This is a genomic window from Streptomyces sp. NPDC050658, assembly GCF_044457025.1.
Lineage (GTDB): Bacteria > Actinomycetota > Actinomycetes > Streptomycetales > Streptomycetaceae > Streptomyces.
Genome location: NZ_JBITGM010000018.1, coordinates 55,136 through 77,246, shown reverse-complemented (window position 1 = coordinate 77,246; position 22,111 = coordinate 55,136). Strand labels below are relative to the sequence as shown.

The 22,111-nt window shown below is 70.0% G+C and carries 22 protein-coding genes; 6 read left to right on the top strand and 16 right to left on the bottom strand.

Annotated features, from left to right (window positions below; all coding sequences use genetic code 11):
* Positions 1–473: 473 nt before the first annotated feature.
* Positions 474–1,676: an epoxide hydrolase gene (locus tag ACIBKX_RS39360; RefSeq protein ID WP_363277856.1), complete on the bottom strand. Its 1,203-nt coding sequence runs from the start codon at positions 1,674–1,676 to the stop codon at positions 474–476.
* A gap of 104 nt (positions 1,677–1,780) precedes the next feature.
* Here ACIBKX_RS39360 and ACIBKX_RS39355 point away from each other — a divergent pair, with 104 nt between their 5' ends.
* Positions 1,781–2,365 (top strand): CGNR zinc finger domain-containing protein, encoded by a 585-nt coding sequence (locus ACIBKX_RS39355; protein WP_363277855.1) that lies wholly within the window; start codon positions 1,781–1,783, stop codon positions 2,363–2,365.
* 37 nt (positions 2,366–2,402) lie between these two features.
* Here ACIBKX_RS39355 and cpt read toward each other — a convergent pair whose 3' ends face one another.
* From cpt to ACIBKX_RS39330, 5 genes are all read right to left on the bottom strand, one after another.
* The gene (gene cpt, locus ACIBKX_RS39350; protein ID WP_363277860.1) at positions 2,403–2,936 is read right to left on the bottom strand and encodes a chloramphenicol phosphotransferase CPT; all 534 of its coding nucleotides are present in this window, start codon (positions 2,934–2,936) and stop codon (positions 2,403–2,405) included.
* Positions 2,937–2,938: 2 nt separating this feature from the next.
* Positions 2,939–3,616 carry a DinB family protein gene (locus tag ACIBKX_RS39345; protein ID WP_363277854.1) on the bottom strand — a complete coding sequence of 226 codons (678 nt, stop codon included), beginning with the start codon at positions 3,614–3,616 and terminating at the stop codon, positions 2,939–2,941.
* A 106-nt stretch (positions 3,617–3,722) separates the two neighbouring features.
* A complete protein-coding gene (locus ACIBKX_RS39340; RefSeq protein WP_363277859.1) occupies positions 3,723–5,318 on the bottom strand; it encodes an alpha/beta hydrolase in 1,596 nt (531 codons plus the stop codon).
* A 129-nt stretch (positions 5,319–5,447) separates the two neighbouring features.
* Positions 5,448–7,370: an AMP-dependent synthetase/ligase gene (locus ACIBKX_RS39335; protein WP_363277853.1), complete on the bottom strand. Its 1,923-nt coding sequence runs from the start codon at positions 7,368–7,370 to the stop codon at positions 5,448–5,450.
* 55 nt (positions 7,371–7,425) lie between these two features.
* Entirely contained in the window at positions 7,426–8,703 is a 1,278-nt protein-coding gene (locus ACIBKX_RS39330) for an acetyl-CoA C-acetyltransferase (RefSeq protein WP_363277852.1), read from the bottom strand.
* A gap of 72 nt (positions 8,704–8,775) precedes the next feature.
* Between ACIBKX_RS39330 and ACIBKX_RS39325 the strand changes: the two genes are divergently transcribed.
* Positions 8,776–10,092: a 3-oxoacyl-ACP reductase gene (locus ACIBKX_RS39325; protein ID WP_363277851.1), complete on the top strand. Its 1,317-nt coding sequence runs from the start codon at positions 8,776–8,778 to the stop codon at positions 10,090–10,092.
* 326 nt (positions 10,093–10,418) lie between these two features.
* Positions 10,419–11,267, top strand: coding sequence for a MaoC family dehydratase (locus ACIBKX_RS39320; protein WP_363277850.1), 849 nt, complete (start codon positions 10,419–10,421; stop codon positions 11,265–11,267).
* Here ACIBKX_RS39320 and ACIBKX_RS39315 read toward each other — a convergent pair.
* The 6 genes from ACIBKX_RS39315 to ACIBKX_RS39290 form a co-directional block, all read right to left on the bottom strand.
* Positions 11,241–11,870, bottom strand: a complete 630-nt coding sequence (locus tag ACIBKX_RS39315) for a TetR/AcrR family transcriptional regulator (RefSeq protein ID WP_363277858.1) — start codon at positions 11,868–11,870, stop codon at positions 11,241–11,243. The genes ACIBKX_RS39320 and ACIBKX_RS39315 overlap by 27 nt on opposite strands.
* Positions 11,871–12,059: 189 nt before the next feature.
* A complete protein-coding gene (locus ACIBKX_RS39310; protein WP_363277849.1) occupies positions 12,060–13,427 on the bottom strand; it encodes a dicarboxylate/amino acid:cation symporter in 1,368 nt (455 codons plus the stop codon).
* Positions 13,428–13,875: 448 nt separating this feature from the next.
* Entirely contained in the window at positions 13,876–14,169 is a 294-nt protein-coding gene (locus tag ACIBKX_RS39305; RefSeq protein ID WP_363277848.1) for a DUF4229 domain-containing protein, read from the bottom strand.
* A gap of 94 nt (positions 14,170–14,263) precedes the next feature.
* Positions 14,264–14,788, bottom strand: a complete 525-nt coding sequence (locus tag ACIBKX_RS39300) for a GNAT family N-acetyltransferase (protein ID WP_363277847.1) — start codon at positions 14,786–14,788, stop codon at positions 14,264–14,266.
* 70 nt (positions 14,789–14,858) lie between these two features.
* Complete coding sequence (gene mqnE, locus ACIBKX_RS39295) at positions 14,859–16,022, bottom strand: aminofutalosine synthase MqnE (protein ID WP_363277846.1); 1,164 nt, start codon at positions 16,020–16,022, stop codon at positions 14,859–14,861.
* A 68-nt stretch (positions 16,023–16,090) separates the two neighbouring features.
* The gene (locus ACIBKX_RS39290; protein ID WP_190117749.1) at positions 16,091–16,546 is read right to left on the bottom strand and encodes an Lrp/AsnC family transcriptional regulator; all 456 of its coding nucleotides are present in this window, start codon (positions 16,544–16,546) and stop codon (positions 16,091–16,093) included.
* Between the two features lie 133 nt (positions 16,547–16,679).
* Between ACIBKX_RS39290 and ACIBKX_RS39285 the strand changes: the two genes are divergently transcribed.
* The gene (locus tag ACIBKX_RS39285) at positions 16,680–16,811 is read left to right on the top strand and encodes a hypothetical protein (RefSeq protein ID WP_363277861.1); all 132 of its coding nucleotides are present in this window, start codon (positions 16,680–16,682) and stop codon (positions 16,809–16,811) included.
* Here the strand turns inward: ACIBKX_RS39285 and ACIBKX_RS39280 are convergent.
* Genes ACIBKX_RS39280 through ACIBKX_RS39270 form a run of 3 tightly spaced genes read right to left on the bottom strand, consistent with a single transcriptional unit; the run spans position 16,808 to position 19,851 of the window.
* A complete protein-coding gene (locus ACIBKX_RS39280; protein WP_363277845.1) occupies positions 16,808–17,488 on the bottom strand; it encodes a UbiX family flavin prenyltransferase in 681 nt (226 codons plus the stop codon). The genes ACIBKX_RS39285 and ACIBKX_RS39280 overlap by 4 nt on opposite strands.
* Positions 17,489–17,497: 9 nt before the next feature.
* A complete protein-coding gene (mqnP, locus tag ACIBKX_RS39275) occupies positions 17,498–18,400 on the bottom strand; it encodes a menaquinone biosynthesis prenyltransferase MqnP (RefSeq protein ID WP_363277844.1) in 903 nt (300 codons plus the stop codon).
* Positions 18,397–19,851, bottom strand: coding sequence for a menaquinone biosynthesis decarboxylase (locus tag ACIBKX_RS39270; protein WP_363277843.1), 1,455 nt, complete (start codon positions 19,849–19,851; stop codon positions 18,397–18,399). Before ACIBKX_RS39270 ends, mqnP begins: the two co-directional genes overlap by 4 nt.
* Before the next feature lie 87 nt (positions 19,852–19,938).
* Between ACIBKX_RS39270 and ACIBKX_RS39265 the strand changes: the two genes are divergently transcribed.
* On the top strand, positions 19,939–20,268 hold the full coding sequence (locus tag ACIBKX_RS39265) for a PLD nuclease N-terminal domain-containing protein (RefSeq protein WP_363277842.1): 330 nt from the start codon (positions 19,939–19,941) through the stop codon (positions 20,266–20,268).
* Positions 20,268–21,179, top strand: coding sequence for a LysR family transcriptional regulator (locus ACIBKX_RS39260; RefSeq protein ID WP_363277841.1), 912 nt, complete (start codon positions 20,268–20,270; stop codon positions 21,177–21,179). Before ACIBKX_RS39265 ends, ACIBKX_RS39260 begins: the two co-directional genes overlap by 1 nt.
* On the opposite strand, the gene ACIBKX_RS39255 is transcribed toward ACIBKX_RS39260, so the two are convergent.
* Positions 21,124–22,041 carry a DMT family transporter gene (locus ACIBKX_RS39255; RefSeq protein WP_363277840.1) on the bottom strand — a complete coding sequence of 306 codons (918 nt, stop codon included), beginning with the start codon at positions 22,039–22,041 and terminating at the stop codon, positions 21,124–21,126. The two genes, ACIBKX_RS39260 and ACIBKX_RS39255, sit on opposite strands and share 56 nt — an antisense overlap.
* Positions 22,042–22,111 lie beyond the last annotated feature (70 nt).

Sequence of the window (22,111 nt, the reverse complement as noted above, 5' to 3'; positions counted from 1 at the left end):
CCTGGCCGCCCGGTCAAGAAGGTCTCTGCGGTGGAGGCGGGCCTGTCAAGGGTGGAGCGCAAGCGGAATCGGCGAAGCCGACGCGTAGCGCAGCGAAGCGCCCTTTACAGGCACGCCGCAACCGCCACACTCCCCAGAAGCCGCGCGGCCCCGGCCACCAACAACGACACCGGGCCACCCGAAGCTGCCGCGGGGTGGGTGGGGAGGAGGCGGGGCCCACTGGACGCAGGGGCGTCGCAGTCCCGGCCGGTGCGTGTAGTGCCGAGCCGGCGGGACGGCGTACCCCCGAGTGCTGGGCCGCCCCTGCGACCGTCTGCATCGCCCGGCCGCTCGAAGCCGCCGTCTCGGGCGTTCACCCCTGCCCATGGCGGCAGTTCAGCTCAGGCGGGGGGGGAGGGGGAGAGAAGGGGGGACGCAGGGGCACCCCCCAGCGCCCGGCGGCGTACCCCGGGACGGCCCAGCCCCCCTCCCCCTCACCGACCCACCCCCAACACCGCCCCCAGCCCCTCCCGCAAGTCCTCGATGAAGGGCTTCGGTACCTCCAGTGACGGGAAGTGGCCGCCGGCCGGAGGGGAACCCCAGTGGACGATTCGGCGGTATCGTTCCTCGGCCCAGGGGCGCGGGCACTTCTCGATGTCTTGGGGGTACACGCTGATCGCCGACGGGACGTCGACCCGGAGTTCGGGGTCGAGTGAGAGGTGGCTCTCGTAGTAGATGCGGGCCGCCGATGCACCCGTCCGCATCAGCCAGTACAACGTGACGTCGTCGAGGATCCTGTCCAGGGAAATCGCCTCGAACGGACTGTCCTCCGTGTCCGTCCACTCCGCGAACTTGTCGAGGATCCAGGCGAGCAGCCCGACCGGTGAGTCGACCAGCGAGTAGCCGATGGTCTGCGGCCTGGTCGCCTGCTGCTTCGCGTACGCCGCGCGATAGCGCCAGAAGTCGTGGGTCTCCTCGGTCCATTCGCGCTCGGCCGGCGTCAGACCCTCCGTCGTCAGTCCGGGCGGCGCCTGCGCCGTCGTCGTGTGGATACCGAGGACGTTCTCCGGGAACCTGCCGCCGAGGACCGTGGTGATCACACCGCCCCAGTCGCCGCCGTGGGCCACGAACTTGTCGTAGCCGAGCCTTCCCATCAGTTCCACCCAGGCCGCCGCGATCCTTTCGATGCCCCACCCGGTGGTCGCCGGCTTGTCGCTGTAGCCGAAGCCCGGCAGCGACGGGGCCACGACGTGGAACGCCCGTGCGTTCGCGTTCTTCGGGTCCGCCAGTTCGTCCACCACATCGATGAACTCGGCGATGCTGCCCGGCCAGCCGTGCGTCAGGATCAGCGGGGTGGCATCCGCGCGCTCGGACCGGCGGTGCAGGAAGTGGATGCCCAGGCCGTCGATCGTCGTACGGAACTGGCCGATCTCGTTGAGGCGCGCCTCGAACGACCGCCAGTCGTACTCGGTGCGCCAGTAGTTCACCACGTCCACCAGGTCGGCGCGCGGGACCCCCTGGTCCCATCGGCGCGGGTCGGGCGCCGGGCGATGGACCGTCTCGGTCTCCGGCAGTCTCGCCGCCGCCAGTCGCGCGCGCAGATCGTCCAGGTCGGCGTCGGACGCGTGGGCTTCAAAGGCTCGTACGTCGATGGCTCGTACGTCGATGGCTTGTACGTCGATGGCTTGGCGGTTCATGAGGCCTCCCGGTCATCGGTGGAACCAGCTTCAGTCATCTATAGAACCGGCTTAGACGGTTCTAGCATGCCCGTCATCCGCCTACAACCGGCTAAGGTGGTTCCATGACTGCCCGGTTCCCTGAATTCCGTCTCGGCAAGGTGCTGGCGACCAGCTTCACGGGGACCCTGTCGGAGCGGCGCGGTGACTCCGTCGAGCGCATCCCCACGCCGGAACGGCTCGTCGACTGGCTGGCGGTGAGCGGCCTCGCCGTGGAGTCCTGCACCGACGCCCAGCTCGAACGCGCCCGGGAGTTGAGGGAAGCGATCCACGCCGCCGCGACAGCGGCGGCGGTCCAGGACCCGCTCCCCGCAGCCGCCGTCCGAGTCATCAATGACTTCAGCGTCCAGGGGCGGGCCGCGGCCGTCCTCACTCCCGAGGGTGAGCGGCGGTGGCAGCTCGGCTCGGCCTCCTGCGTCGAGGACGCCCTCAGCGTGATCGCCGCCGATGCCGTCAGCGTCATCGCGGGCGAACGCGACGGAAACCTGGCCCTGTGCGCCTCACCGACCTGCCGGGCCGCCTTCTTCGACACCAGCCAGAGCCGCACCCGAAAGTGGTGCGAGATGAACACCTGCGGGAATCGTCAGAAGAAGGCCCGCTTCAACGCCAACCAGCAGCGCAGCAACCCCGGATCGTCGAAGTCCGCCTAGCTAGCCCCACTCACACCACTCACCCCACTCACCCCACTCACACCACGTACGAAGCGATCGCCCGCGCGCACTCCAGCGACTCGGTCCGCGTCGTGTCCACCTCCACGTCGTACGTCACCCCCTCATGGACCAGCTCCGCCTGGAGCGCGGCCATCCCCTTGGCCCGGTCGCCCCGCGCGATCTCCCGGCCCGCCGCCACCCCGCTCTCGCAGCGGACGCCGACCCACAGCACGTCAACGCCGCCCAGCGCCTTCTGCCAGCGTTCCTGGGATGCCGGACCGCCGAGGAAGACGTCGTCGACGATGATCTTCGCGCCCGCGCGGGCCATTGCCGCGATGCCTTCGGTCCAGGCGCGCTCCAGTGTCCGGAAGTCCTCGCCGATGCTCACGCCGCCGTCGTCGCCGACGTTGATTCCCGCGTCCGAGGCCTGCATCTTCGCGGGCATGGACTCGACGAACGAGTCGCAGCCGAAGGCCAGCCAGGGGTCGGGGAGTACGTCCTGGAGGCAGCGGACGATGCCGCTCTTCCCGGAGCTTGAGCCGCCGTTGAGGATGATCATCTGGGTCGTCACGGTCACCGGCCCTCCCCCGACACCCGCGGTTCCCCGTACCAGCGCCAGGAGTTGAGGCGTGCCCGTCCCGGCAGCTCGCCCCTCCCCGTTGCCCACAGCAGCGTCGGCCAGGGCTCCTCGTCGTACGGCGCCTCCGGGAACAGGCGGTGCAGGACGCGGGCGCACACGTCGGCGGGCGGGTCCCACTGCAAGCCGAGCCCCTCGGCCAAGTCGTGTGTGTGGACGACCGTTTCGACGATGCCCATCGCCGCGAAGCCCTCCGGGTCCGAGGCGCCGAAGCCGTGGAACGAGCGGAGCTCCGGCGGCGCCGTCCGCACCATGGCGACGAGCATCGCGGCCGTCGACTCCAGGACCTGGAGGAGCCCGGCGGGGCCCGCGGCGCGGTCCGCGTGGATGGCATTCCAGGGGCCGTCGCCGCCCTGCCGGGGCTCCCAGATGAACGGGATCGGCCCGGCCAACGACGGGGAGCGCGGGCCCAGTTGGGCGGCGTACGCGAAATAGTCGTCGCTCAGGTGCTCCACCGTCTCCCAGCAACTCCACCGCAGTGAACCCGCCTTGCCCTCCCAATCGGACGGCGGCGCCGCGCGGAGGACGTCGAGGGCGAGCTGGGCCACCCGGTCCAGGTCGTCGGCGGTGACGGGGCCCGGCGTCGCGGGATCTTGCTCGGCTTGTCGTCGCATGCGGGGAACGGTAGCCGCGCGCGGGCCCGCGCCCCAGCGACTTTCCGGAGCACCGGCCGCACCGCGCGACGAGGAGGCCATGCTGCGGCTGGCCCCGGCGGCACCCCTACGAGCCGCCGTCCACCCCGCATGAACTCCCGCTGCTCGGCATCTCCCCGTACAGCAGGAAGTCGTCCACCTTCTCCCGTACGCACTTCGAGCCGGCGTAACCCGTGTGCCCGTCCCCCTTGTTGTCGAGGACGACGGCGGACGAGCCGAGGCGCTTGGCCGTCTCCTCGGTCCAGCGGTACGGCGTCGCCGGGTCGCCCCGCGTGCCGACCAGGAGGAACTCGGGGCTCTTGACGTCGCGTACGTCGTCACGGATGTAGTCCGTGCCCGGGGGCCTGCCGTAGCAGAAGAGGACCGGCATCAGCATCGAGCGGCCGAAGACGGCGGAGGTCGACTCGAACTCCCGCTGCAGCTTGCCCACGTCCTTCTCCAGGCTGGCCGCGTCGGGCCGGTCGGGATCGTCCGCGCAGTTCACGGCCATCAGGGCAGCCGCCATGTTGTCGGCGGGAATGTCCTCCGTCAGCTCCTTCGGACTGCCCTCCGTCAGCCCTTTCAGAGCGGGGTCGCCCGGCGTCTGCTGGGCCATCGCGCCGCTCATCCGCAGCAGCGCCCGCGGATCGCCGTCCGCCATCAGCGCGCCGAGCGCCTGTGAGAGAGCGGGCCACGACTGCCTGCTGTAGAGGGCCTGTCCGAGTACGTCGACGACGTCCTGGCCGGTGAACTCGGCGCCGTCCGCCGACTGCAGCGGATACTCGTCGAGCCCCTTGATCAGGTCCTTCATGTGGCCGCGCGCTGCGCGGGAGTCCGTGCCGAAGACGCAACCGGGGTTCTCCGTGCACCAGTCGAGGAAGTTGTCGAGTGCGGTCTGCCGGCCCTCCGCGCTGACCAGGGCCTGTTCGGCGACGGGTTCGGTCAGCGTGTCCACGCCGTCGAGGACCATCCGGCCGACCTTCTTGGGGAACTGCGCGGTGTAGACGGCGCCGAGCCGGGTCCCGTAGGAGAAGCCGAGGTAGTTGAGCTTCTTGTCGCCGAGGGCCTGGCGCATGACGTCCATGTCGCGCGAGACGTTGACCGTCCCGATGTGCGGCAGGACGGGCCCGGAGTGCTTGGCGCACTGCTCGGAGATCTTCTTCATCTCGTCGAGCACGGCGGCGGGGTCGTCGGGGTCCTCGCCCTGCGCCGGATCGTCGGCGCCCATGTCGCCGCAGCTCACGGGGGAACTCCGGCCCACGCCACGCGGGTCGAAGGAGACGACGTCGTACCCCTTGCCCAGATACTCGAACTCCTTCTGCGAGGCGAGCAGCCCGGAAACCCCCGCGCCCCCCGGCCCGCCGAAGTTCAGGACGAGCGAACCGCGGGGCTTGCCGCTGGACTTGACACGGACCATGGCGAGATCGACCGTGCCGCCGCGCGGCTTGGCGTAGTCGAGCGGGACGGTGATCTTGCCGCACTGGACGTCGCGGTCCTCGGGCTCGGCCGTGGCCTCGCCTTCGACGATCATGTCCTGCGCGGCCTCGTCCTCGCAGGCGTGCCACTTGATCTTCTGGGCGTAGAAGCGGGAGAGGTTCGGCTGCCGATCGGGCGTGGCCGTCTCCTTGTCGGCGGCGGCAGCGATGGCAGCAGCGGCCGGGTTCACTCCCATTCCCGTCCCCATGACGGCCAGCGCGGTGACGCCGGCGAGCGCGACAGCTCTGCGCACGGCAACCTCCCAGGGTCTGCCCCTCGATCACCCTAAGGGCGCGGTGCGGAGCCCGCCCGTCCAGGTGACGGGCGGTGACGACGGCTACTTTCCGTGTCCGCCCCTGCCGTCGTACAGCCCCTCGATCTCCGCCTCGAAGTCCCGCTCGACGGCGGCCCGCCTCAGCTTGAGGGACGGCGTCAGATGGCCGCTGTCCTCGGTGAAGTCCACGGGCAGCACGGTGAACCGCCGGATGGACTCGGCCCGCGAGACGAGCTTGTTGGCCTCGTCGACGGCACGCTGCAGGGTCTCCCGCAACTCGGTGTCGGCCACGAGCTCGGTCATCGCCATGCCGGCCTTCTTCTTCATCCGGCACCAGTGCGCGATGCCGTCCGGCTCCAGCGTGAGCAGAGCGGTGATGTACGGCCTTGCGTCGCCGACGACCATGCACTGGCCGACCAGCGGATGGGCGCGCAGCCAGTCCTCCAGCGGGGCGGGGGCGACGTTCTTGCCGCCGGTGGTGATGAGGATGTCCTTCTTGCGCCCCGTGATGGCCAGATATCCCTCGGCGTCCAGCTCCCCCACGTCCCCCGTGGCGAACCACTCCCGCTCGGCGGGCACCGCACGGCCCGCCTGCCCGTCCCAGTACCCCGCGAAGACCTGCCCGCCGGCGAGCAGCACCTCACCGTCGTCGGCGATCCGCACCTTCGTCCCCGGCAGCGGCCAGCCGACGGTGCCGAGGCGGGGCTTCAGGGGTGGTGTGACGGTCGCGGCGGCGGTGGTCTCGGTCAGTCCGTACCCCTCGAAGATCTCGATGCCGGCGCCCGCGTAGAAGGCGGCGAGGCGGCGGCCGAGGGGTGAGCCACCGCAGATCGCGTACCGCACCCTGCCGCCGAGGGCGGCGCGGATCCGCCGGTAGACGAGCGGGTCGTACAGGGCGCGGGCCAGCCGCAGCCCGAGCTCGGGCCCCGGTCCCGTGCCGTGCTGGCGGGCCTCGACGGCCTCGCCGTAGCGCACGGCGATCCGGGCGGCGCGGTCGAAGGAGGAGGCGCGGCCCATCTTCTCGGCGGTGGCGCGCCCGGTGTTGAAGACCTTCTCCAGGACGTAGGGAATGGCGAGGAGGAAGGTCGGCCGGAAGCCGCCGAGATCCCGCAGCAGATCCTCGGTCTGGATGCTGGGCGCGTGCCCGAGCCGGACCCGTGCGCGCAGGCAGCCGATGGCGACCATCCGCCCGAAGACGTGGGACAGGGGGAGGAAGAGGAGCGTGGAGGCGGGCTCCTTGCTGATGGACTTGAAGACGGGGTGGAGCAGCTCGATGGCGTTGTCCACCTCGGCGAAGAAGTTGCCGTGGGTGAGGACACAGCCCTTGGGGCGGCCGGTGGTGCCGGAGGTGTAGATGAGGGTCGCGATGTCGTCCGGGCCCAACTCGCCCCTCCGGGCGTGCACTTCGGCGTCGCCGACCTGCCCGCTCTCCCGCCCCAGTTCGGCGAGGCGCCGGACGTCGCCCTTCTCGAAGGCCCACACGTGCTCCAGGCCGGGCATCCGGTCGCGCTCGGGGCCGAGCGAGGAGGCGAGCGCCGCGGTCTCCACGGCGAGGGCGACGGCGCCGGAGTCCTGGATGATCCACCGGGTCTGGTACGCGGATGAGGTCGGGTACACCGGCACGGTGACCAGGCCCGCGGCCCAGGCGGCGAAGTCTAGGAGCGTCCATTCGTACGTCGTACGCGCCATGATGGCGAGCCGGTCACCGGGGGCGAGGCCCTCCGCGATGAGCCCCTTCGCCACGGCGAGCACCTCCTCGGCGAACTCCGCCGCGGTGACGTCCCGCCAGCGCCCGTCATCGCCCTTCCGGGAGAGGACGGCCTCGGTCGGGGCTTCCTCGGCGTTGTCGAAGGGGATGTCGGCGAGGGAGCCGTGGGTGACGCGGGCGGCGAAGGCCGGCACGGAGACTTCGCGCACGGCGCCGTCGAGATGACGTATGTGGGGCTCTACGAGGGCGGGTTGGGGAGCGGTGGGGCTGGGGGTCACTGGGCGGCTCCTGTGTCCGGGAGGGCAGGGGAAGGGTGGGTGAGCGGGGGGGTGCCTAATCCCGCTCCAGGATCGCCGTCACCCCCTGGCCGCCCGCCGCGCAGATCGAGATCAACCCGCGGCCGGGAGTGCCCCTTTCCGCCAGCAGCTTCGCCAGCGTGGCGACGATGCGTGCCCCCGTGGCGGCGAACGGATGGCCCGTGGCGAGCGAGGACCCGGCGACGTTGAGCCGCTCCCGGTCCACCGTCCCGAGCCCCCGCTTCTCCCAGGCCGCCAGCGTCGCCAACACCTGCGAGGCGAAGGCCTCGTGCACCTCGATGAAGTCGAAGTCGTCGAGCCCGAGGCCCGCCCGCTCCAGCATCCGGGGCACGGCGTGGGCAGGCGCCATCAGCAGGCCGTCATCGCCGCCCGCCACATCGCCCCCGACGAAGTCGACGGCGGCGGTCTCATAGGCGGTGAGATACGCCAGCGGCTCAAGGCCCCGCTCCTCCGCCCACTCCTCGCCGGCGAGCAGCGTGACGGCGGCGCCGTCCGTCAGGGGCGTCGAATTCCCGGCAGTCATGGTCGGGCTGGGCCCCTTCACCCCGAACACGGGCCGCAGAGTCGCCAGCTTCTCCACGCTCGACCCCGGCCGCAGATTCTGGTCCCGGTCCAGGCCGCGGAAGGGCACGACAAGGCCGTCCAGGAAGCCCCGCTCGTACGCCGCGGCGAGCCGCTGGTGGCTGGCGGCGGCCAGCTCGTCCTGGGCCTCGCGCGAGATGCCCCACGCGGCGGCGGTGACGGCGGCGTGCTCGCCCATCGAAAGCCCGGTACGGGGCTCGGCGTTGCGCGGGATGTCCGGCACGAGGTGGCCGGGCCGCACCCGCGCGAGCGCCTTCAGCCGACCGCCGGCCGACTTGGCGCGGCGGGCGGCCAGCAGAATCCTCCGCAGCGAGTCGTTGACGCCGAGCGGCGCGTCGCTGGCGGTGTCCGCGCCACCCGCCACCGCGGACTCCGTCTGCCCGAGCGTGATCTTGTTGGCGGCGGCGATGACGGCCTGAAGCCCGGTGCCGCAGGCCTGCTGGACGTCGTACGCGGGAGTGGTCGGCGCGAGACGCGAGCCGAGGACGGTCTCGCGGGCGAGGTTGAAGTCCCGGCTGTGCTTGAGCACGGCACCGGCGACGAACTCCCCGACGGCGCCGTCCCCTTCAAGGCCGTACCGGTCGACGAGACCGTCCACCGCGGCGGTGAGCATCTCCTGGTTGGAGGCGGTCGCGTACGGGCCGTCGGAGCGCGCGAACGGGATCCGGCTGCCGCCGATGACCGCCACGCGGCGAGTGGTGGGCGGAATCATGTCTCGACCAACTCCTGACTCTTGAGTAACCTTACTCCGAAGTAAATTTACGACCGAGCTGGGAGTTGGACAATGGCCGACCGCTATCTGAACTTCACGGGCACCGCACCCGGCCGCTTCCTCACCCGCAGGCTCGGCCTCCCCCAGCCCGCGCCGCTGCGCCGCTGGTCGGCGGAGCGCCCCACGCTGGAAGGCGAGTTGCTGCACCTGACGGCGGGCGAATCCACGCACACGGCCGCGCTGGGCGACATCCTGAACCGCACGGGCCTGAAGCCGGCGACCGACGCCACCGCCCGCCCCGCGGCGGTCGTCCTCGACGCGACGGCGGTCGCCGACACCCCGGCCCTCGCCGAGGTCCACGCCGCGCTGCACCCCGTTGTACGCAAGGTGGCGGACAACGGCCGCGTGGTCGTCGTCGGCGCGCCCCTCTCCCCCTCCGACCACCACCAGGCGGCGGCACAGCAGGCACTCGAAGGCTTCGTACGCTCCCTCGCCAAGGAACAGGGCAGGGGCCGCACGGCAACGCTGGTCCGAACGATCTCGGCCCCCGCCGCGGAATCGACCCTCCGCTTCCTTCTCTCACCGAGGTCGGCGTATGTCTCCGGCCAGGTGATGGAGATCGCCGACGTCGAACCCGCCCCCTGCGACTGGGAGCGCCCGCTCGCCGGCCGCACGGCGCTCGTCACGGGGGCCGCGCGGGGGATCGGCGAGGCGGTGGCGGAGGTCCTGGCGCGGGACGGCGCCGATCTCGTACTCCTCGATGTGCCGTCCGCGCAGGGCGACTTGGTACGGGTGGCGGACCGGCTCGGGGCGACGGCGCTGCCGCTGGACATCACGGCGGCGGACGCGGGGGAACGCATCGCGGCGACGCTCGCGCCGCTGGGCGGCCTTGACGTGCTCGTCCACAACGCGGGGATCACGCGGGACCGGAAGCTGGCGAACATGTCCGCCGACCGCTGGGCCCCGGTCCTCGACGTGAACCTCACGAGTGTGCTGCGCACGACGGACGCGCTGCTGAAGTCGGGGACGTTGAAACGGGGCGGGAGCATCGTGGCGACGGCGTCGATCGCCGGGATCGCGGGGAATGTCGGCCAGACGAACTACGCGGCCAGCAAGGCGGGGATCATCGGCCTGGTCCGTTCACTCGCCCCACGGGCGTACGAGGAGTACGGGGTCACGCTGAACGCGGTGGCCCCCGGCTTCATCGAGACGAAGATGACGGCGGCGGTCCCCCTCTTCATCCGCGAGGCGGGCCGCCGCATGAACTCCCTCGCGCAGGGGGGTCTGCCGGTGGACGTCGCCGAGACCACCGCGTGGCTGGTGGGCGCCTCCGGCGGGGTGAACGGTCAAGTGGTGCGGGTGTGCGGGCAGAGTCTGTTGGGGGCGTAGCCAGAGCGTTCCTGTCTGCGGATGCGTCGTGGCCGGTCGCGCAGTTCCCCGCGCCCCTGACGGGGCGCTACCCGCAGCGCACATCGAGGCGTGAGGGGACGGGTGTCGGCCCCCACCCACGGTCAGCCCGCATCGAGACGTGAGGGGACGTGTCGGTATGTCCGCACGGAGCACGGTTCGCAGGCCTCCGGAGGCGAAGCAGTTGAGGGGCTCGCAGGAGATGGCGAGTACGGACATACCGACGCGGCCCCGCCCCAAACACGAACCGCACCGCACGACCACCGGCCCCAAGACGACGACCACACCGCACCCCCGAAAGGCACCCCATGCTCACCGCCCACCTGCTCCGCGGCGCGCTCCTCTCCCCCCTCAAACCGCGCCCCCACCCCGACGCCCCCCTGGACACCACCCACCGCACCCTCCCCGCAGCCACCCCCGACCCCCGCCACCTCACCGCCTACGCCCGCCTCTGCGGCTACCGCACCGAAGCGGACGCCCTGCTCACCTATCCGCACATCCTCGGCTTCCCCCTCGCCATGCGGATCATGAGCACCCGCGCCTTCCCGCTCCCCCTCATCGGCCTCGTGCACACCTCCGTCGACATCGCCCGCAGCCGCCCCCTCCACACCACCGAGCCGCTCGAAATCGACGTACACGCAGCGAAGTTGAGTCCGCACCGCCGCGGCACGGAAGCCACCCTCGTCACCGAGGCACGGGACGCAGACGGCACCACCGTGTGGGCATCCAGCAGCACCTACCTGGCCCGGCACAAGACCAGCAGCAACAACAGCGAAACCGCACCCCGACCGGCGAAGACCCCCGACCCGCTCCCCGCCCTAGCCGACTGGCCGCTGCCCGCAGACCTGGGCCGCCGCTACGCCGCCGTCTCCGGCGACCGCAACCCCATCCACCTCCACCCCCTCACCGCCCGCGCCCTCGGCTTCCCCCGAACGATCGCGCACGGCATGTGGACAGTGGCCCGCTGCCTGGCGGAGCAGGAGGCGGACGCCGAGGGCGCACTCCACGTCCACGCCGAGTTCAAGGCCCCGGTCATGCTCCCCGGCACCGTCACCTACGCGGCCACGCCCGACGGCGAAGCCTTCCAACTCCGCGGCGCCAAGGGCGAGTTGCACCTCACCGGCAGCGTGTCACAGCGGCTGCCCGCCCGCGGGTGACCACCCGCGCCCCTCCATCAGATCCCCGAGCCCCGCCCAGGCGAAGTTCATCAGCGTCGCCGCCGCCTCCTTCGCGGACACCGACGGATCCCCGTTCGCCCACCCGGCGAGGGACTCCGCGGCTCCCACCAAGGCCTGGGCGAGCCCCGCCACCTCACGCTCGGCGAGGGCCGGATTCCGGTGCGCCTCACGCGCCGCCTCCGCGATCAGGGACGTCACGAACGCGACGATCTCCTCCCGCATCACGGCGACCTCCGCGGCGAACGGCTCCCCGTGCGTCCGCGCCTGGCTGTGCAGCACGGCCCACGCGTCGGGCCGCTCGGCGGTGTGCGCGAAGAACGCGGTGAGCCCCGCCCACAACTGCCGGTCGGCGGGCCCCGAACCCCGCACGCCGTCCCGCACGGCGGCCACCAGCGCCGCCGCCTCCCGCCGGATGCAGGCGGTGAAGAGCTCTTCCTTGGAGTTCAGATAGAGATAGACCAGCGGCTTCGAGACCCCCGCGACCTCCGCGATCTCGTCCATGGACGCGGCCCGGTACCCCCGCTGCCCGAAGATCCGCACGGCGGCGTCCAGCATCTGCTGCTCCCGCACCGCCCGCGGCATCCGCTTCTGCCGCTTCTCGGCCTTCACTTCGCCCACCCCGGCCGCCCGCCTTCCCCACAATTCACGCACAGACAGAACAGCAGCCTACGGTTCCACCGAGAACGCCACTGTGCCCCGCCCCCAGAAGATCAGGGACGGGGCACAGCGACAGACCCAAACCAGACAAGTCAGGTCGACATCAGGACGGCGTCACGCCGCCGCAGCAGCAGCCACGGGCTGCCGGTCGTCGGCCGAGTCGAACGAGTCCAGCGGTGAAGCCGAGGCACTCTCGTACGCCTCGCGGTCGAGGATCTTCTCGCGGGCCGCGACGATCACCGGCACCAGAGCCTGACCGGCCACGTTCGTGGCGGTCCGCATCATGTCCAGGACCGGGTCGATGGCGAGGAGCAGACCCACGCCCTCCATCGGGAGGCCCAGCGTGGAGAGGGTCAGCGTCAGCATGACCGTCGCACCGGTGAGACCGGCGGTCGCCGCCGAGCCCACCACCGACACGAAGGCGATCAGCAGGTACTCCTTGACGCCCAGCTGCACGTCGAAGATCTGCGCGACGAAGATCGCGGCGATCGCGGGGTAGATCGCGGCGCAACCGTCCATCTTGGTCGTCGCGCCGAACGGCACCGCGAAGGACGTGTACTCCTTCGGCACGCCGAGCCGCTCGGTGACCTTCTGGGTGACCGGCATGGTGCCGACGGAGGAGCGGGAGACGAAGGCCAGCTGGATCGCGGGCCAGGCGCCCTTGAAGAACTGCAGCGGGTTGACCTTGGCGACCGTGGAGAGCAGCAGCGGGTAGACGCCGAACATCACCAGGGCGCAGCCGATGTAGATGTCCGCGGTGAACGTCGCGTACTTGGAGATCAGGTCCCAGCCGTAGTCGGCGATGGCGAAGCCGATGAGGCCGATGGTGCCGATCGGCGAGAGCTTGATGACCCACCACAGGGCCTTCTGGAGCAGCGCGAGGACCGACTCGCTGAGGTCCAGGATCGGCTGCGCCTTGTCACCGATCTTCAGTACGGCGATACCGGCGACGGCGGCCATGAAGACGATCTGCAGGACGTTGAGCTCGGTGAAGGGGGTCACCACGTCCGTCGGGATGATCCCGGTGAGGAAGTCGATCCAGGAGCCCGCGTGGTCCGGCTTGGCGCCGTCCTTCGGGGTGAGGCCGGTGCCGGCGCCCGGGTTCGTGATCAGGCCGATCGCGAGGCCGATGACGACCGCGATCAGCGACGTGATCATGAACCAGACCAGCGTCTGCGAGGCGAGCCGCGCAGCGTTGTTGACCTTACGCAGGTTGGTGATCGACACCAGGATGGCGAAGAAGACCAGCGGGGCGACCGCGAGCTTCAGCAGCCCGATGAAGGTGCTGCCCACCTTGTCCAGGGTGGTGACCAGCCAGGACACGTCCTGGCTGCGGGCGAGCCAGCCGAGCAGGACGCCGACGACCAGACCGCCGAGGATCTGGGCCCAGAAGGGCAGCTTGAGGAACTTCGGTATCCGGAAGCCGGGCTTCGGCTTCTCGACCGGCTGATCGCCGGTGGATGCGGGGGAGTTCGCGGACACGGACACACTCCGGGTAATGGCAGGGGGACGTGAGGGAGCGGCGCCCGCGAGGGGTCAGACGGAACTGCCGTTACGGCGCCGCTGCAATGCAGATGTCACTTGGTGCTTGTCGCTTTCGCGCTGTTCAACGACAGCAACGACAGGCCGCGGACATGCAGCGGCAGAGATCGACGTGCAGGCGCGCCACGAGCGGAACGCTCATGGGGACGTGGGGCGCGGCTGCTGTCTTCATGTCGAACACGTTAACACTTGAACTTTGGGAACATCAAAGGTCTTGTTTGAGATAGGGGAAGCAATCGGAGGCCGCTCCTCCGCCAAAACGCACAAAACCCCGGCGCTGGAGCGGTTGCTCCGGCACCGGGGTCGAAATCCGTGTGACGAACCTTACGGGTGCGTGCGGTCCTCTACGACTGGGTCGCGCGGGTCCTGCGACTGCCTCGCGCGGGCCCTACGACTGCGCCGCGCGGGCCGCGTCGTCGGCCACGTCCTCCTGCGTACGGTTCGCCTCCAGGTTGGCCTTGGCCCGGTCCACGCGGGCGACGACCTGGGCCGACGCGTCGTCCCGCACGCCGCGCAGCGCCACGAAGCTGATGGGCGCGGAGATCACGAGGGCGAGCAGCAGCACCCACAGGAGGTTGGAGTCCCCGAGGCCCTTCGGCAGGATCCCGGCATAGACAAGTCCCCAGACCGCGAAAAAGCAGCCCACGAAGATCCCGAGGCGCATCAGCGTGTAGCGGAGCATGTCAATCCACTCTTCCGTTCCGAAATAGTCCCGAGTAGGACGAGCCACTCCAGTGAAGCATGCGGGGGTCGCCGTCCGGCAAGGGGGTGAGCCCTCAGCCGAGCGGCAGCAGCATCGTGATGTCGTCGCGGTCGTCGCCCGGGGCGACCCGGATCGCGTCGGGCACCCGCCCGACCTCCTTGTATCCGCAGGACGCGTAGAAGCGGTCGACGCCCGTGCCGCCCCGGCAGGTGAGCCGGATCGCCTCGATCCCCGCCATCCCGCGCGCGGCGTCGGCCGCGGCGGCCATCAGGTCGCGCCCGTACCCCTTGCCCTGGTGCTTGGGGTGCACCATCACGGTGTAGAGCCAGAGCCAGTGCGTCATCAGCCGGTGCGTGTTGAGCGTGAGGAAGGCGGTCGCGGTGACGGTGCCGTCCTCGTCGTGCCCCACGAGGAGCCGTGTGCGGCCCTCGGCCATCGCGGCCAGGTGCCGGAGGAACTCCGGGCGTATCTCCTCGACGGACGCCGGCGGCACGAATCCAACGGCGCCGCCCGCGTCGGTCACATCGGCCCAGAGCGCCAGGACCCCGTCGCGCAGGGCGGGGTCGATCTCCGGGTCAAGCCGAAATGTAAGCGCCATACAGCGAGGTTAACCATTACACCCGAAGTGCATCAACCTCTTTCGGCTCAGACCCGCGCCCTCACACGGCTCAGACCCGCATGGCCTGCGGCGACTCCCGCAGCGAGCGGTCCGGGCCCTCGTACTCCCGGATCGACTCGTACCGCGTATTGCGCTCCACGGGACGGAAGCCCGCCTCGCGGATCAGGTCGAGGAGGTCGTCGCGGGTCAGCTTGTTCGGCGTGCCGAAGTTGTCCGCGTCATGCGTGATCTTGTACTCGACGACCGAGCCGTCCATGTCGTCCGCGCCGTGCTGCAGCGCGAGCTGCGAGGTCTGGACGCCGTGCATGACCCAGAAGACCTTGACGTGCGGGACGTTGTCGAAGAGGAGACGCGAGACCGCGAAGGTCTTCAGGGCCTCCGCGCCGGACGCCATCGTCGTGCGCGCCTGGAGCTTGTTGCGGACCTTGCCGTCCTTCATGTCCACGAAGTCGTGCTGGTAGCGCAGCGGGATGAAGACCTGGAAGCCGTTCGTCTCGTCCTGCAGCTCACGCAGCCGAAGCACGTGGTCGACGCGGTGGCGGGGCTCCTCGATGTGGCCGTACAGCATCGTGCACGGGGTCTTCAGACCCTTCTCGTGCGCGAGGCGGTGGATGCGCGACCAGTCCTCCCAGTGGGTGCGGTGGTCGACGATGTGCTGCCGCACCTCCCAGTCGAAGATCTCCGCGCCGCCGCCGGTCAGCGATTCCAGGCCGGCCTCGATCAGCTCGTCCAGGATCTCGGAGGCGGACAGGCCGGAGATCGTCTCGAAGTGGTGGATCTCCGTGGCCGTGAAGGCCTTCAGGGAGACGTTCGGGAGCGCCTTCTTCAGCTCGCTCAGCGAACGCGGGTAGTAGCGCCACGGCAGGTTCGGGTGCAGGCCGTTGACGATGTGCAGCTCGGTGAGGTTCTCGCCCTCCATCGCCTTGGCGAGGCGGACGGCCTCCTCGATGCGCATCGTGTACGCGTCCTTCTCGCCCGGCTTGCGCTGGAACGAGCAGTAGGCGCAGGAGGCCGTGCACACGTTCGTCATGTTGAGGTGACGGTTGACGTTGAAGTGGACGACGTCACCGTTCTTGCGCGTGCGCACCTCGTGGGCGAGACCGCCGAGCCAGGCCAGGTCGTCCGACTCGTAGAGCGCGATGCCGTCCTCGCGGGACAGTCGCTCGCCCGCCCGGACCTTCTCTTCGAGCTCGCGCTTGAGTCCCGCGTCCATACCTCGGCCGCCTCTCCGTGTCCACATGTCTGCGTAAATCAGGCCTCGCCCACGGTACGCCTACGCGGCTACACCTCTTCGGGCAGCTCCCCGACCCGGTTCTCCCACTTCGTGGAGAGCACGATCGTCGTACGCGTCCTGGAGACGCCCTTCGTGCCACTGAGCCTGCGGATCGTCTTCTCCAGGCCGTCGACGTCGCTGGCCCGCACCTTGAGCATGTACGAGTCGTCGCCCGCGATGAACCAGCAGTCCTCGATCTCGTGCAGGTCCTTCAGGCGGCGCGCCACGTCCTCGTGGTCGGCGGCGTCCGAGAGCGAGATGCCGATGAGGGCGATGACGCCGAGGCCGAGCGACGCGGAGTCGACCGTCGCGCGGTAACCGGTGATGACGCCCGCCGCCTCCAGGCGGTTGATCCGGTCCGTGACGCTGGGGCCGGAGAGGCCGACGAGGCGGCCGAGTTCGGCGTACGAGGCCCTGCCGTTCTCCCGAAGTGCCTGGATGAGCTGCCTGTCCACGGCGTCCATAGGTGCGATGCCTTTCATTATTCAGCGATACCGCGAGTCTATGTGTAGAATCTAAGGCGTAACAGGGTCTAGGCCCTGCGAATCTTTCTCGTTTTCAGCCGATCAACGACGATCCTTCAGGAGTGAGTCACCCGTGTACTCGATCGAGATGGCCTACGCCCGCATGCGCGAGCTGCAGGACCTGGCCAACCGCTCGCGTGCCCACCAGTCCACCGCGACCAAGGCCGAGCGCCGCACGAAGCGCGCCGCGACCAAGAAGCGCTAACCCCCCTGGGAGGCGGAGCCCAGCTCTCCTTCCCAACGGCGGTACAGCTGATGCGGCACTCCCGCCGCGTCAAGAACCCGCCCGGCGACGAAATCCACCAGATCCTGGATGTGCGTCGCCCCCGCGTAGAACGCCGGAGAGGCGGGCAGCACGACCGCGCCCGCCTCGTCCAGGCTCACCAAGTGCTTCAGCGTCTGTCCGTTCAGCGGCGTCTCGCGTACGCAGACCACGAGCCGGCGCCCTTCCTTCAGCGTCACGCTCGCCGACCGCTGCAGCAGATCCTTCGAGAGACCGAGCGCCACCCCCGCCACGCACGCCGTGGACGCGGGCACGATCAGCATTCCCTTCGACGGGTACGACCCCGACGACGGACCGGCGGCGAGATCGCCGGGCGCCCAGTAGCGCACGCGCTCGTCGTCCACCGGCGCGTCGAAGGTGCCCGGCTTTCCGTCGGCGCCCCGGGCCAGCCACTCCCGCAGATCGCTCTGCCAGTGCGCGTCCCGGAACCCGATGCCCGTCTCGTCGAGCAGCGTCAGGCGCGAGGCGCGCGAGACGACCAGGTCCACGCTCTCCCCGGCCGCGAGCAGTCCGCGCAGCACGGCAGCGGCGTACGGGGTCCCCGAGGCACCCGACACCCCCACGATCCAAGGCTTACGCTGCGTATCTCCTGGGTTCACACTGTGAGCCTAGACGGTGAGGCCCCGGACCAGCAGATCGAGCAGCGCGCAGACGAACAGCGCGATGCCGATGAAGCCGTTGACCTGGAAGAAGGCGCGGTTGAGCCGGGACAGGTCATGCGGCTTCACGATCGAGTGCTCGTACACGAAGGCACCCGCGACGACCGCCAGACCCAGCCAGAAGAACGTGCCCGCGTCGGTCGCCGCCGCGTACCAGACGAGCAGCACCGTCGTCACCAGGTGGCAGCCGCGCGCACCCCAGATCGCCGCCGGGATGCCGAACCGCGCGGGCACGGACAGCACGCCGACCTCGCGGTCCGTCTCCACGTCCTGGCAGGCGTAGATCAGGTCGAAGCCGCCGATCCAGACGCCGACCGCGAGGCCGAGGACCACCGCGTCCCAGTTCCAGGAACCGGTGACCGCGATCCAGGCGCCGATCGGGCCCATCGCCTGGGCGAGGCCGAGGATCGCCTGCGGGAAGTTCGTGAACCGCTTGCCGTACGGATAGACCACCATCGGGATGACGGCGATCGGCGCGAGCGCCAGGCACAGCGGGTTCAGCAGCGCGGCCGCGCCGAGGAAGACGACCAGCGCGATCAGTGCGCCCGTCCACGCGGACTTCACCGACACGGCGCCCGTGACCAGCTCGCGGTGGGCGGTGCGCGGGTTACGGGCGTCGATCTCCCGGTCGATGATCCGGTTGGCGGCCATCGCGAACGTACGCAGGCCGACCATGCAGATCGTGACCAGGAGCAGCCGCCCCCAGTGGATGTTCTTGTCCCACTGGAACATCGCGGTCAGCGAGGCGATGTAGGCGAAGGGCAGCGCGAAGACCGAGTGCTCGATCATGACGAGGCGCAGGAAGGCCTTGGTGCGCCCCGGCTGCGGGATCGCGGCTGATGCTGAACTCACGAGAGTCCGTACTCCTTCCAACGGCGGTCGACCTTCGACGCCGTCTCCGGGTCGGACTCGACCATGTTCGGCCAGCCCCCGTCCCGCGTGTATCCCTCTTCGGGCAGCTTCTTCGTCGCGTCGATGCCCGCCTTGCCGCCCCAGAACTGCTGGTAGGAGGCGTGGTCGAGATGGTCGACGGGGCCTTCGGCGACGGTGAGGTCACGGGCGTAGTCCGTGTTCCCGAGCGCGCGCCACGAGACCTCGTGCAGGTCGTGCACGTCGCAGTCCTTGTCCACGACCACGATCAGCTTGGTCAGCGACATCATGTGCGCGCCCCAGATGGCGTGCATGACCTTCTGCGCGTGCTTCGGGTACTTCTTGTCGATCGAGACGATCGCGCAGTTGTGGAAGCCGCCGGACTCGGGCAGGTGGTAGTCCACGATGTCCGGGACGATCACCTTGAGGAGCGGCAGGAAGAAGCGCTCGGTCGCGCGGCCCAGCGGGCCGTCCTCCGTCGGCGGGCGGCCGACCACGATCGACTGGAGCAGCGGACGCTTCCGCATCGTCACGCAGTCGATCTTCAGGGCGGGGAAGTCCTCCTGCGGCGTGTAGAAGCCGGTGTGGTCGCCGAAGGGACCCTCCGGGAGCATCTCGCCGGGCTCCAGCCAGCCCTCGATGACGACCTCGGCGTTCGCCGGGACCTGGAGCGGGACGGTCTTGCAGTCGACCATCTCGACGCGCTTGCCCTGGATGAACCCGGCCAGCATGTACTCGTCCATGTCACCGGGCAGCGGCGCCGTCGACGCGTACGTCACGGCCGGCGGGCAGCCGAAGGCGATCGCGACCGGCAGCTTCTCGCCCCTGCGGGCGGCCACCTGGTAGTGGTTGCGGCTGTCCTTGTGGATCTGCCAGTGCATGCCGATGGTGCGCTTGTCGTGGCGCTGCAGGCGGTACAGACCCAGGTTGCGTACGCCGGTGTCCGGGTCCTTGGTGTGGGTCAGGCCCAGGTTGAAGAAGGAGCCGCCGTCCTCGGGCCAGGTGAAGAGTGCGGGCAGCTTCTCCAGGTCGACGTCGTCGCCGGTGAGGACGACCTCCTGCACGGGGGCGTCCTTCACCTTCTTCGGCGGTACGTGCGTCATGGCGCCGAGCTTGCCGAACGCCTCCCGGATGCCGACGAAGCCGTGCGGCAGCTCCGGCTTGAGGAGGCCGCCGATCTTGTCGCTGATCTCGCCGTACGACTTCAGGCCCAGCGCCTTCAGGAGGCGGCGGTCCGTCCCGTACACATTCATCGCAAGGGGCATCGCCGAGCCCTTGACGTTCTCGAAGAGAAGCGCCGGGCCGCCGGACTTCTGCACCCTGTCGACGATCTCGCCGACCTCCAGATACGGGTCGACCTCGGCCTTGATGCGCTTGAGATCGCCCTCGCGCTCCAGAGCCCGGAGCAGGGAGCGAAGATCGTCATAAGCCATGCGTTCCAGTATCGGTCACCGGCTACCCTGGCCCCATCACCGGGGCCCTTGCGCGCCCTTCCTTCGTCGCTTGGGGAATCGCGTCTCATGCTCAGGTATCTGCCGTTCCTGCTGATCCTCGCGGTGTGGATCTACGCCTTCATCGATGTCCTGAACACTCCGGAGAAGGAGGTCAGGCATCTGCCGAAGGTCGTCTGGGTCATCATCGTGCTGCTCTTCGGCGAGGTCCTGCTCGGGCCGATCGCCTGGTTCGTCACGGGCAAGGTGCGGCACGCTCCCGGCGGGGGTGCGGGCGGCGGCGCGCGCGCCGGGCGCGGCGGGCAGTGGGTGGCGCCCGACGACAACCCGGAGTTCCTCAAGTCCCTCAGGGACGAGGACCCGGACGAGAAGAAGCGGGACAAGGGCAGCGACAGCTGATGGAACTACGGCTCCTTGTCACCTTCGAGAAGGTCGCGACCGTCCTCAGCTTCACGCAGGCCGCCGCCGAGCTGAAGTACGCCCAGTCCAGCGTGACCAGCCAGATCCGCTCCCTCGAATCCTCACTCGGTACGGAGCTCTTCGACCGGCTCGGCAGCCGGATCCGGCTCACGGCGGCGGGTGAACGGCTGCTGCCGTACGCCCGGCAGATCATCGAGCTGACGGACGAGGCGCGGGCCGCGGTCGTCGACGCGGAGGAGCCCACCGGCACGATCTCCGTCGGCACGATGGAGTCGCTGACCTCCTACCGGCTGCCCCCGCTCCTCGAACTCTTCCACCACCGCTACCCGAAGGTGCAACTCGCCCTGCGCCCCACGCTCGGCGACGAGACTCGGCAGGCGCTGCGGCAGGGCACGTACGACGTGGGATTCCTGATGGAGCGGGAGACGGAGCACCAGGGCCTGGAGACCGAGGTGCTCGCCGAGGAGCCGCTGGTCCTGGTCTGCGCGCCGACGCATCCGCTGGCCGCGCACGGGGGCGACGCGCTCGCCACCGGCGATCTGGCGGCGGTGCAGCTCGTCGGCACGGAGCCGGGCTGCCCCTACCGCGACCTCTTCGAGGAGGAGCTGCGCGAGCGGAACGGGGCGCCGCCGCCGTTCATGGAGTTCGGCACGATCGAGGCCACCAAGCGGGGTGTCGCCGGTGGCCTCGGGGTGGCGCTGCTGCCTCGGATGGCGGTGCGCGACGAGCTGGCATCGGGGGTGCTCGTCGCGCTGCCGTGGCAGCCGCCGTTCGTTCTCCATACGCAGGTGGCGTGGCGGTCGGGGAAGCGGCTGCCGGCGCATGTGCGGCTGTTCATCGAGCAGACGGTGCGGCTGGTGCGGGAGCAGACCGCGGAGCCGTTGAACTAGCCACCGTCCTGGGCGACTTGGCCCGATTGACCTTCAGGCTGGCGAGGACGATCAGCGGGACGCCGAGCGCCTGGACGAGCCCGATGTGGTGCCCGTAGACAGCCCAGTCGGCGACCATCGCGACCGCCGGGTAGGTGAAGGCGAGTACGGCGATCTTGGCGGTGGGGAGCTTGGCGTACGCGGCGTACATCAGGACGTACATCAGACCGGTGTGGATGACGCCGAGCCCGACCAGCCAGCCCCAGCCCGCACCCGTGCCGCTCATCGCGCCGAAGTCGGCGAAGGGCAGCAACAGCGGGATGCCGACGAGGACTTGGACGAGGGCGATGAGGTGCGGACGCACACCGCTGATGCGCTTGGTGACGAGCGTGGAGGCTCCGTAGAGCAGCGCGGCGAGCAGCGCGAACCCGATGCCGGCGAGCGAGCCGAGGTCGCCGGGCCGCACTCCGGAGACGAGCACGAGCCCCGCGAACGCGGCGCCGAGCCACAGAAGTTGATGCCTGGTCAGCCGCTCACGGAAGATCAGCGCGCTCATCAGGACCAGCAGGAACGGCTGGGTGTGGTAGACGACGGTGGCCAGCGAGATCGAGGTCGCCTCGTACGCCTTGAAGAGGAACACCCAGTTGAAGACGATGAACGCCCCGCCGACCGCGGCGAGTCCGAGCTTCTTCGGGGTGAGCCCGTGGTTCTTGAAGTAGCCGCGGGCGGCGGCGTAGATCCCCAGGGCGAGGGCGCCGAACAGCACGCGGAAGAAGACGACGTTGAAGGCGGAGGCGCCGGACTCGACGACGAAGATCCCGAGGGTGCCGGAGAGCACCATGGCGGCGGTGAGCTGGGCAGTGCCCTTGTTCTCTGAGGTCATGCCCTGAAGCTACGAGCGGGCGTATGTGCTGGTCCACGGGCCAGTGGGGCGTCCTGCCGATGGGCCCATC